We start from the raw sequence: 10078 nt of genomic DNA, 5'->3' as shown, positions 1-10078 counted from the left end.
CGTCCCGCCGCCCCCGCCGCGGACGCGGCGCCCGGTGCCGTCCTCGCCGCGGACGCGGTGCCCGGCGCCGCCCCCGACGCGCGGCGCGTGGTCCTCGGCGTCGACGTCGACGCGTCCGCCGTGACCGTCCTCGACGGGGACGTCGTGCTGCGCGCCGACGCGGGCGCGGCGGCGACGGGCGTGTGGGAGGTGCTCGCCGCGCACGACGACGCGGCGCCCGGTGCGTCGGTCGTCCTCCACGAGCGGTGCGTCGAGCTCGGGTACCGCTGCTCGCTCGCGCTGGGCCCGCGCACCGTCCGGGAGGCGTCGCCCGGCGCCGCGGACCGGGCACGAGAGGCGGTGCTCGCGTGAGCACGGACGTCCTGGCCGCCCGGACGGACCCGCGGACGTCGCGCGGTCCTGTCGACCCGGACGCGGTGGCGAGCCCCGCCGAGCTGCGGGACGTGGCGCGCGAGCACGGCGTCGTCGCGGCGCTCACGGCGCTCGCCGCCCTGCACCCGGTCGCGGCGCTGCCCGGGGAGTGCGTCCTGCTGCCCGACGACGTCCCGCCCCCCGCCGGGGCGGCGCGCGTTGGCGTGGTGGCGTCGGACGACGGCGCGCTCGTCGTGTGGCGCGCGGCGCGACCCGGCGCGGCTGCGGCCGACGGCGCGTCGACGGTGGACGGCGAGCCACCCGCGGCCGACGACGCGGTGCGCGTCGCGGACGCCGCGTGGCGCGTCGGCGTCGCGTGGGTCCGGACGGGCCTGTGCGAGCGGCTGACCGAGCAGGCCGTCGAGCGGCTGCGGGGCCGGAGCGTCGGCGGCACGACGACCGTGAACCTCGCCCCGGTCCGTCTCGTCCTCGCGGACGCCGCGCTCGCGCACCTCGAGGCGCAGTCGCTCCTCGGGCGCCCCGCCGCGGGACGGGCCGCGCCCGTCCCGGCGGCGACGCTCGCGCGCGTCACCGCGGTGCTCGACCGGTCCTCGCGCGCCGTCCACAACCTGTTCGGCGCGTCGGGGTACGTGGACGGCGAGGCCGCGCGCCTCGCGCGCACGATCGACCTGCTCGGTCACGCGAGCGGCACGCTGCCGACCGGCCCCGCCGGCGGCCGGGAGGAGCAGCACGCATGAGCACGGTCGACCTCGACGCCCTGCGCGACCACCTGCGCCCCGTCGGCGCGGCGCTGCGCGCGCACGCGCTCGCGATCGACGCCGACCCCGGGGCCCTGCACACGCTCCTCGACTCGGGCGTCCTGCCGTACCGCGAGCTCGGCGGGTTCCCGCCCGGCTACCTCGACGACCCGCTGCGGGTGCGGGGCGTGCCCGTGCACGTGCGCACGTGCGTCGAGCGCGTCGTCGTGGCCGAGACGCTCGCGTGGGGGGACGCGTCCGTCGTCGTGGGCGCGCCGGGACCGTCCATGTCCGGCGTCGTCGTGGACGACCTCGCGGACGACGAGCAGCGCGACCGGTTCTACGAGCGCGTCGCGCAGCCGCGCACGTGGACGTTCTTCGGCCTCACCGAGCCCGACCGCGGCTCGGACGCCGCGGCGCTCGAGACGGCGGTCGCCGACGGCGGGCCGGACCCGGCGGACGGCGGCGCGGTCGGCCCGGTCCTGCGCGGCCATAAGAAGTACGTGGGGAACGTCGCGCGCGCGAGCCTCGGCGTCGTGTTCGCGCGGCACCGGCCCGGGCCGCTCGGCGTCGGCGTGCACCTCGTGGACACCGACCGGCCGGGCTTCGACGCCGCCCCGCTCTCCACGACGGGCATGCGCGCCGTCCAGCTCGGCGAGGTGCGGCTGCGCGACGTGCCCCTGCTCCCGCACGACACGCTCGGGCGGCACCTGTCGCCGTCGCGCCGGGGGCTGCTCGGGGCGGTCCGCACGTTCAACCGTCTCCGCCCGGTCGTCGCGTCGCTCGCGGTGGGCGTGACCCGGGCGGCGCTCGACTACGTGCGCGCCGAGCGCTCGTCGTTCACCGCGGACGAGCGCTGGCGCCTCGCGACGTTCGAGGACCGCCTGCACGCCGCGCGCGCCCTCGTGCTCCAGGCGGCGCGCGCGGCGGACGCCGACCCGGCGGACGGGACCCTGCCCGCGGCGGCCAAGGCCACGGCCCTGGACCTCGCGGAGGAGGTCACGCACGCCGTGCCCCCGCTGCTCGGCCCCGGCGCGCGATGGGAGCACCCGTACCTCGACAAGCTCGTCCGCGACGTGCCCGGCCTCGAGATGATGGAGGGCACGCGGACCGTGCAGCGCCTCACGCTCGCTCAGGGCTGGCTGCAGGGCAGGGCACGGCATGCCGAGCTCGTCTGACGACGCGGCCCCCGCGCCGGTCGAGCCGACCGTCGGCGCGCTGCGCCGCAGGGTCGTGCGCCTCGCCGGGCCGATCTGCGCCGCGCTCGTCATCGGTGCGACGGCCCAGCTCGTCGTCGCGGCGCTGCTCGGTCACATGGGCGACGACGCGCTGTACGTGCGCGCGCTCTTCATCCCCGTGACGTTCCTCGTGCTCGCCGTCCAGGAGGGCCTCGACGTCTCGACGCAGGTGGGCTTCGCGCGTCTGCACGGGTCGCGCGGCGACGACGCGGAGCGCGACGACGCACGGGGCGGCCTTCCCGCGTCCGCGACGGCGGCGCTGCTGGGCCGGTTCGCCGCCGCGGGCGCCCTCGTGCTCGGGACGGTCGCGCTGCTCGTCGTCGCGGTCGCCCCGGCGCTCGCCGCGATGCTGGCGGTGCCGGAGCCGCTCGTCGCGCAGTTCGTGACGTTCGCGCGCTGGACCGTGCTCGCGAGCGTCCTGTCGGTCCCGACGGCGGTCGCCGCGGCCGCGCTGCGCGGGTGGGGTCGCACGGGCGCGTCGGCGACGGTCGCCCTGCTCGTCGCGGGGCTCCAGGTGCTCGGCGTGTGGCTCGTCGGCCTCGTGGGCGGGGTCGGCGTGCTCGCGGTGCCGCTCGCGATCGCGGGCTCGACGCTCGTCGGCGCGGTCGTCGCGTGGGCCCTGCTCGTGCGTGCGCGCCTCCTCCCGCCGCCCGGGCGCGTGCCCGGCCTGCGACGCGTGCTGGCGCTGCGCCACCACCCCGCGCCGCGGCGCCTCGCCGCAGGATGGCGCCGGGTGCTCCGCGCGCTGCCCGCACGGTCGCTCACGACGCCCGCGCCCCCGCCGTCCGCCGCGTCGGCGACCGCTCCGGCGCCGCCGGTCGCGGCGGTGACCGACGCACCGGCCCGTGAGGCCAGGCAGGTGCCTGCCCCCGACGCCCCCGTGCGCGGGGTGTCGGACGACCCGCCGCACGACCCCGCACCCGGGCTCGTCGACGTGCGCGGGCTGCTCCTCGGCGTCGGGCTCCCCGTCGGCCTGTCCTACCTCCTGCTCACCGTGACCAACCTCGTCATGGTGTGGCTGCTCGGGCCGTCGGGCACCGCCGTCGTCGCGGGCTTCGGCGGCGCGGCGACGGTCCAGACGCTCGTCGTCGTGCCCGCGATCGGCCTCGCCGCCGCGGTGAGCATCGTCATGAACCAGCAGTGGGGCGCGGGCGACCTCGGGCTCCTGCCGCGCACGCTGCGCGCGGGGACGGTCGTCGTCGCGGGCGTGTACGTCGTCGTCGGGGTGCTCGTGCTCGTCACGGCGCCGTTCGTCGCGGGCCGGCTCGCGGCGGACCCGGACGTCGCGGCGCAGGCCGCGCTCTACCTGCGCGTGGTCGGCCCGTCGTACGCGGGCGTCGGCCTCGTGCTCTACCTCCTCACGCTCCTCGAGCAGCTCGGGTACGGGCGCGTCGCCGTGACGCTCAACGTGCTCTACCACGCGGTCTCGCTCGGCGTCGGCGGGGTGCTCGCCCGCACCGGTGGGGGACCCGTCGCGCTGTACACGACGATCGCGGTGACGAACGTCGTCGGGCTCGCCGTCATGCTGCCGCTCGCCGTGCGCCTGGTCCGGCGGCGGGCGGCGGGCGCGCGCGTCACGGCGGGCGACCCGGTCGCGGAGGTCGCGCCGTGACCGCCCCCGGCGCGCCGGTCACGGCCCACGACGGCCCGGAGGCGACCGCGCGGCCCGGCGTGGCGCGCGGCGGCGCGACCGGCGCGGACGCGCGCGAGCCGGTGCTGAGCGTCGTCGTCATGCACCACCCCGCGCGCGGTGACGTCTCGGCCCTCGTCCGGGCGTGCGCGCCGCTCGACGTGCGCGTCGTCGAGGACCCCGACCCGGACGGCCCGCCCAGCCCGCTGCGCACCGCGAAGCGCGCGTGGGCCGCCGTCGCACCGGGTGCCACGCACCACCTCGTGCTGCAGGACGACGTCACGCCCGTCCCCGGGTTCGCCGACCTCGTGCGCCGCGCGGTCCGGGCCCGCCCCCGGCACGCCGTCGCGCTCTACTCGAACTGGAACAGCCCCCGCAACGCGTACCTCGTGCGCGCCGCCGCCGCGGCCGGGCAGGCGTGGGCGCCGCTCGGGCACGACGAATGGGTGCCGACGCTCGGCCTCGTGCTCCCCGCGGACGGCGCGCTCCGCCTCGCCGCGCACCTCGCGGCCGTCCCGGACGACGAGCGCGACGACGACGAGGCCGTCGTGACGTTCTGCGCGCGCGCGGGCTACCCCGTCGTCGCGACGCTCCCGCACCTCCTGGAGCACGGCGACGGGCCGAGCCTCGCGGGCAACGACGCGCACGGCGCACGGCACGCGACCGTCCCCGCGGGAGACGCCGTCGACCCCGACGCGTGGGACCGGCCCGGGCTCGACCGCGCGCCCGCCCGGACCCCCGCCACCGCGCGCCCCGTCGCGGTGACGCTGGACCGGTCGCGCTGCACCCTGCGCGTGCTGCGGCCCCACGCCGGCGAGCCCCTGGAGCACCCGTTCGGCTGGGGCTGGGACGCGTGGGCGTGGTGGCTCGGCGCGGACCCGGCCGTCGTCGGGCGCGACGTCGCGGCCCTCGTCGCGGCGGCGTCGCCCGATCTCGCGGCCGTCCCGCGCGACGCGCTCACCGAGCTCGGCGCGGCGTGCTGGCTCCTGGGGTTCGACGTCGCGCGCACGGCCTGGCCCGAGCCCGCCGGACCCGCGGCGCTCGCCCACCGCGCGGCCGCGGTCCGGACGTGGGTGCTGTCCGGCCTCCTGCCCGTCGACCGCCCCGACGGCCCGCTCGACGAGCTCGTCGCGTTCGGGCTCGACGCGCTCGCCGGGGGCGAGACGCGCAGGGACCCGGCCGCTCGCCCGGTCCCTGGTCGCCCGGTCCCGGGTACTCCGGCGGTGGAGGGCGGGCGCGCGGCGGGCCCGCACACGGCAATGCACGTGAAGGAGCGGGGGGTCGGTCACGTCGGCCCGGGAGGTGACACCGCGCTCGCGGCGGCGCGACTCCTCGCCGAACGTGACGCCGAGGCGGTGTGCCGGGCGGCGGGGCCGGCGGTGCCGCTGCGCGTCGTCGCGCACGACTGCCCCGCGTGCGGCGCACGGGCTGCGGGCGCCGCGCCGCGGCTCACCGCGCAGGCCGACCTCGACGCGGACGGCGACGTCGCGACGGTCGAGGTCCTCGCGTGCGAGGTCGTCGAGCCGCGCGGGCTGCTCGGCGTGGAGCCCGGCGGCCGGTACCTCTCGCGCGGGATGTGGGCGTCGCGCGACGCGGCGGACCGCGGCGCGGACCCCGCGCGCGGCACCGGCCCCGCCGCGGACCTCGTCGTCGCGCTCGCGCACGGTGACGGGACGCGCAGCGACCCGCGCGTGCTGCCCGTCGTCGTCCGCGCGGCGGGTGACCGGCTCGGGGTGCCGAGCCCCGCGGCGCTCGGCCTCCAGCACGCGACGGGTCCCGTGCAGCGGTACGCCGACGAGCACGCCGCGGCGCGGCTCGCGCGCGCGGCGGAGCTGCTGTGAGCGGGCCGGTGGACCGTCCGGGCCGCGCGTGGACGTGGCGCGGCGACGCGCTCCTGCTCGACCTCGACGGGACGCTCGTCGACTCGGCCGCGGCGATCGAGCGGCACACCCACGCCTGGGCGGCGCGGCACGGTCTCGACGGCGCGACCGTCGTCGCGGCGTCGCACGGGCGGCGCGACGTCGAGGTCGTCCGTCTCGTGGCCCCCGGTGCCGACGTCGCGCGCGAGGTCGCGTGGCTGCACCGTCTCTCGTGCGACGACACCGAGGACGTCGTCGCCGTGCCGGGCGCCGCCGCACTCCTCGACGCGCTCGCCCCGCGGGTGTGGGCGGTCGTGACCTCGGCGGCGCGGGAGGTCGCGCTCGCGCGCCTCGCCGCGGCGGGCCTGCCGGTCCCGCGGCGGCTCGTGTGCGCGGAGGACGTGGTGCGCGGCAAGCCGGACCCCGCGGGGTTCCACGCCGGCGCGCGGCTGCTGCGCGCCGACCCGCGGCGCTGCCTCGTCCTGGAGGACTCGGCCGCGGGCGTCGCGGCCGGGCGCTCCGCGGGCGCGACCGTGCTCGGCGTCGGCCCCGAGCGCGTGCCGACGGCGCACCACCGCGTCGCCGACCTGCGGCCGGTGTCCGCGCGGTCCCGTGGGCACGAGGTCGAGGTCGTCGTGGCACCCGCCGCGACACCGGCGTCCGGGACCGCCCGCGACCTGCGGGAGGTCGTCGCATGACCGCCGTCCCCGTCGGGGCGCCGGTCGCGTCCGGGGTGCCGGTCGCGTCCGGGGGGCCGGCCGAGACCGGCGTCGTGGTCGAGGCATGGCTCGTCGACACCGCGCCGCACGCCGTGCACCGGACGTGGCGCGCAGTCGGGCAGCAGTCCGCGCGCGGCCGGGAGGCGCTCGTCGCGCGGCTCGGGGGCGCGGTGCTCGGACCGGACGAGCGCACCCGCGCGCTGCGCCTCGCGTCGGACGCCGACGCCGCCCGGTACGTGCGCGCGCACGTCGCCGCGCGGGAGCTGCTCGCGGCGGCCACCGGGCTGCGCCCGGCCGACGTGCGCTGGGAGGTGGGCCGTCACGGGCGGCCGGGGCCCGTCGTCGGGCAGCGGTGGAACCTCAGCCGCAGCGGCGACCACGCGCTCGTCGCGCTCGCCCCGGTCGACGTGGGCGTCGACGTCCAGGTGCGCGACCCGCGCGTGGACGTGCGCCGCCTCGCCGCGCGGTTCCTCGTGGCCGGGCGCGGCGGGCACGGGGACGCGTGGCAGCGGCTCGCGCGCCTCGAGGCGTGCGCCAAGGCGGTCGGGGGCCGCCTGCTCGACGTGCTCGGCCTCGACGTGCGCGCGCCCGGGCTCGTGCGCGCCGCGGAGGGGCCGTGGCGCGGGCAGGAGTGGTGGGTCGGCGACGTTCCGGCGCCCGCGGGCGCCGTCGCGGCGTGCGCGACGCCCGGACCCCGTCCGCACGCGGTCGTCGTGCGGCACGCGGGCGCGACGGGGCGAGCCGGGACCGACGGCCTCGCCGGGGCGGGGGCGGTGCGATGAGGGTCGTGCGCCGGGTCGAGGTCCGGGGGCGCGCGGGCGCCGGCCCGGCGACGTGGGGCCAGACGGCGATCCGCCGGGCGCTCGCCGCGCTCGAGCCCCTGGACCACCAGTTCAACCTCGTGTGGGGCGGGCCGCTCGACCGGCCCGTGGCCGCGGACGCGGCGCTCGCGGTCGTGCGCGCGCTCGTCGAGCGGCACGACTCGCTGCGGACGCTGATCCGCCCGGACGGCGACGGCTACACGCAGGAGCTGTGCGCAGCGGGCACGGTCGAGGTCGTCGAGGAGCGAGCGGACGGGCCCGCGGACGCAGTCGCGCGCGGCGAGCGGCTGCGGGAGGAGCTGTGGGGCCGCGCGTTCGACTACGCGGCGGAGCTGCCGGTGCGCGCGGGCCTCGTCACGGTGGACGGTGCCGTGCACCACACCGTGCTCGTCGTCGCGCACACCGCGCTCGACGGCTGGGGCCTGCCCGTCCTCGACGCCGACCTCACGGCCCTCGCCGCGGGGGCGCCGCTGCCCGAGCGCGCCGCGTGGACGCCGCTCGACGAGGCGGCGTGGCAGGCGTCGGACGAAGGGCGCCGGCACGACGCCGCGGCCCGCGCGCGCACGCTGCGCACCATGCGGGCCGCGCCCCGGGAGGTGTTCCCGCGCGTCGGGCCGGACGCGTCGCGGGCCCGGTACCGGCAGACCGTGCTGCGCTCGCGGCGCCTGGGGCCGGCCGCCGAGCGGGTCGCGGCGCGCTGGCGCACGAGCGCGTCCGCGGTGCTGCTCGCGGCGTCGTGCCGCGCGCTCGCCGCGGCCGCGGGCCGGGACGACCTCGTGCTCCAGGTCATGGTGAGCAACCGCTTCCGCCCGGCGCTCGCGGAGGCCGTCGTGACGACGGCGATGGAGGGCCTGCTCCACGTCGACGGGCTCGACGCCCCCTTCGCGGACGTGGGCACGCGCGTGTGGCGGTCCGCGATGACGGCGTACCGCTCCGCGTACTACGACAAGGACCGTCTCGTGCGCGACGCCGCCGCGGACCCGGCGACCGCGCACGACGGCACGTGCTGGTACAACGACCGGCGCGGCACCGGCCCCGACCGGACGCTGCGCGCGCGGCCGACGCGGTCGCGCCGCCTCGCGCGGGCCGACGCGGCGGACGAGCAGGGCGGGGTCACGCTCACGCTGCACCTCGTCGACGCCCCGGACGGCGGCGTGGACGTCGTGCTGACGACCGACACGGCGCGCGTGGACGACGCGACCGCGGAGGCGGTCGTGCGCGACGTCGAGCGGTACGTCCTCGACGAGGCGCGGCGCTCCGCGAGCGCCTGAGCGGCGTCGGGTCCGCACCCCGGGCCACGTCGGGAGGGCCTGAGCGCGTGCGAGCACCGCGGGGTGGTGCCAGGGTTCACGAGCGCAGGGGACCTCGACACACCGGAGGAATCGCTCATGGGTTGGATCGCGTACATCGTCCTCGGCCTCGTGGCCGGTCTCATCGCCCGCGCCGTGCTGCCGTGCAAGCAGACCGGGTCGCTGATCATCACGATCCTGCTGGGGATCCTCGGCGCGCTCCTCGGCGGGTGGCTCGGCTCGGTGTTCTTCGGCACCTCGCTCGGCGACCTCGGCGACTTCCGCACGTGGCTGCTCGCGATCCTGGGCTCGCTCATCACGCTGGGCATCTACGGGGCGGTCACGCGCAACAGCCGGACGTGACCGTGCCCCGGGCGCCGGCCTGACGGCGCCCCGGGGATCGTGCGGCGCGCGACGTGCTCACCGGGCGCGTCGCGCGCCGCGCTCATGTCAGCGCGTCGCGCGCCGCCCGGACGAGCGCGTCCGCGAGGCGGTCGAGCGAGGTCGAGTGCAGCCGCCACTGCTGCCAGTGCTGGGGCACGAGCGTCGCGCGCGCGTCGTCGAAGCCGACGAGCCGGCCCGCGCGCGTCGCGTGCGCGGCCTGGAGGTCGGGCAGCATGCCCCAGCCCATGCCGAGCTCGACGGCCCGGCGGAACTCGTTCGAGGCGGGGACGAAGTGCCGGGGCGGGTCGAGCGGCGTCGCGCCCGCCTCCTCGGCGCGGAGCCGCAGGTAGCGCTCCTGGAGGTCGTCCTTGCGGTCGAACGCGAGGACGGGCGCGCGCGAGAGGGCGTCGAGGTCGGCGCCGCGCGGGAACCAGCGGTCGACGAACGCGGGGCTCGCGACGGGCCGGTACCGCATGTGCCCGAGCAGCGTCGCGCGGCACCCCGGGACCGGGTCGGCCACGGACGTCACCGCGGCGACGGCCGTGCCGTCGCGCAGGAGACCGACGGAGTGCTCCTCGTCCTCGCGGAGCACCTCGAGCCGCGCCCACGTCGACGCCTCCACGAGCGGGGGCAGCGCCCACGTGGTGAGGGCGTCGCCCGAGACGACGAGCGTGATCTCCGGCAGCGGGACCCGCGCGTCCGGGTCGGGGTCGGGGTTCGCACCGATGCCGAGCTCGGCGAGCACGTCCGCCTGCTGGAGCGCGAGATGCCGCGCGTGCCGCACGAGGACGCGGCCGGGCGGCGTGAGCTCGGCGGGCTTGCCGCGCCGCACGAGCACCTGCCCGACGGCCGCCTCGAGTGCGCGCATGCGCTGGCTCACCGCGGAGGGCGTGACGCCGAGGCGGCGTGCCGCGGCGTCGAAGGTCCCCGTCGCCGCGATGGCCTCCAGCGCGCGGAGCTGGTCCGGTTGCAGGTCCACCATGAGCGGATCTTACGGAACCCCAGAATCTATCGCTGTACTTCACGGCG

At 79.2% G+C, this 10078-nt stretch carries 10 protein-coding genes; 9 read left to right on the top strand and 1 reads right to left on the bottom strand.

Annotation, left to right across the window (positions count from 1 at the left end; translation table 11 throughout):
* The 9 genes from GJV82_RS19540 to GJV82_RS15495 form a co-directional block, all read left to right on the top strand.
* On the top strand, positions 1 to 351 hold a 351-nt coding region (locus GJV82_RS19540), incomplete at its 5' end, for a hypothetical protein (RefSeq protein ID WP_225873403.1).
* A complete protein-coding gene (locus GJV82_RS15530; protein WP_155099858.1) occupies positions 348 to 1109 on the top strand; it encodes an acyl-CoA/acyl-ACP dehydrogenase in 762 nt (253 codons plus the stop codon). The genes GJV82_RS19540 and GJV82_RS15530, both read left to right, overlap by 4 nt.
* Positions 1106 to 2287, top strand: coding sequence for an acyl-CoA dehydrogenase family protein (locus tag GJV82_RS15525; RefSeq protein ID WP_155099857.1), 1182 nt, complete (start codon positions 1106 to 1108; stop codon positions 2285 to 2287). The genes GJV82_RS15530 and GJV82_RS15525 overlap by 4 nt, the downstream gene beginning before the upstream one ends.
* On the top strand, positions 2271 to 3959 hold the full coding sequence (locus GJV82_RS15520; protein WP_155099856.1) for an MATE family efflux transporter: 1689 nt from the start codon (positions 2271 to 2273) through the stop codon (positions 3957 to 3959). The genes GJV82_RS15525 and GJV82_RS15520 overlap by 17 nt, the downstream gene beginning before the upstream one ends.
* Positions 3956 to 5818 carry a hypothetical protein gene (locus GJV82_RS15515; RefSeq protein WP_155099855.1) on the top strand — a complete coding sequence of 621 codons (1863 nt, stop codon included), beginning with the start codon at positions 3956 to 3958 and terminating at the stop codon, positions 5816 to 5818. The genes GJV82_RS15520 and GJV82_RS15515 overlap by 4 nt, the downstream gene beginning before the upstream one ends.
* Positions 5815 to 6534, top strand: coding sequence for an HAD-IA family hydrolase (locus GJV82_RS15510; protein ID WP_318657712.1), 720 nt, complete (start codon positions 5815 to 5817; stop codon positions 6532 to 6534). The genes GJV82_RS15515 and GJV82_RS15510 overlap by 4 nt, the downstream gene beginning before the upstream one ends.
* A complete protein-coding gene (locus tag GJV82_RS15505) occupies positions 6531 to 7337 on the top strand; it encodes a 4'-phosphopantetheinyl transferase family protein (protein WP_155099854.1) in 807 nt (268 codons plus the stop codon). The genes GJV82_RS15510 and GJV82_RS15505 overlap by 4 nt, the downstream gene beginning before the upstream one ends.
* On the top strand, positions 7334 to 8647 hold the full coding sequence (locus GJV82_RS15500) for a condensation domain-containing protein (protein WP_155099853.1): 1314 nt from the start codon (positions 7334 to 7336) through the stop codon (positions 8645 to 8647). The genes GJV82_RS15505 and GJV82_RS15500 overlap by 4 nt, the downstream gene beginning before the upstream one ends.
* A gap of 117 nt (positions 8648 to 8764) precedes the next feature.
* On the top strand, positions 8765 to 9028 hold the full coding sequence (locus GJV82_RS15495) for a GlsB/YeaQ/YmgE family stress response membrane protein (protein ID WP_155099852.1): 264 nt from the start codon (positions 8765 to 8767) through the stop codon (positions 9026 to 9028).
* A gap of 82 nt (positions 9029 to 9110) precedes the next feature.
* Here the strand turns inward: GJV82_RS15495 and GJV82_RS15490 are convergent, their stop codons facing one another.
* A complete protein-coding gene (locus GJV82_RS15490) occupies positions 9111 to 10031 on the bottom strand; it encodes a LysR family transcriptional regulator ArgP (protein WP_155099851.1) in 921 nt (306 codons plus the stop codon).
* Between the last annotated feature and the right edge of the window lie 47 nt (positions 10032 to 10078).

This window comes from Cellulosimicrobium composti (assembly GCF_009711085.1).
Taxonomy (GTDB): Bacteria; Actinomycetota; Actinomycetes; order Actinomycetales; family Cellulomonadaceae; genus Cellulosimicrobium; species Cellulosimicrobium composti.
Note: the sequence above shows the minus strand (reverse complement) of the source record. Positions and strands in the feature narration are given on the sequence as shown.

Bases quoted from the DNA above. Each gene is read 5' to 3' on its own strand.
- GJV82_RS15525 (WP_155099857.1), top strand. From the start codon at position 1,106: ATGAGCACGGTCGACCTCGACGCCCTGCGCGACCACCTGCGCCCCGTC.
- GJV82_RS15520 (WP_155099856.1), top strand. From the start codon at position 2,271: ATGCCGAGCTCGTCTGACGACGCGGCCCCCGCGCCGGTCGAGCCGACC.
- GJV82_RS15490 (WP_155099851.1), bottom strand. From the start codon at position 10,031: ATGGTGGACCTGCAACCGGACCAGCTCCGCGCGCTGGAGGCCATCGCG.
- GJV82_RS15500 (WP_155099853.1), top strand. From the start codon at position 7,334: ATGAGGGTCGTGCGCCGGGTCGAGGTCCGGGGGCGCGCGGGCGCCGGC.
- GJV82_RS15505 (WP_155099854.1), top strand. From the start codon at position 6,531: ATGACCGCCGTCCCCGTCGGGGCGCCGGTCGCGTCCGGGGTGCCGGTC.
- GJV82_RS15495 (WP_155099852.1), top strand. From the start codon at position 8,765: ATGGGTTGGATCGCGTACATCGTCCTCGGCCTCGTGGCCGGTCTCATC.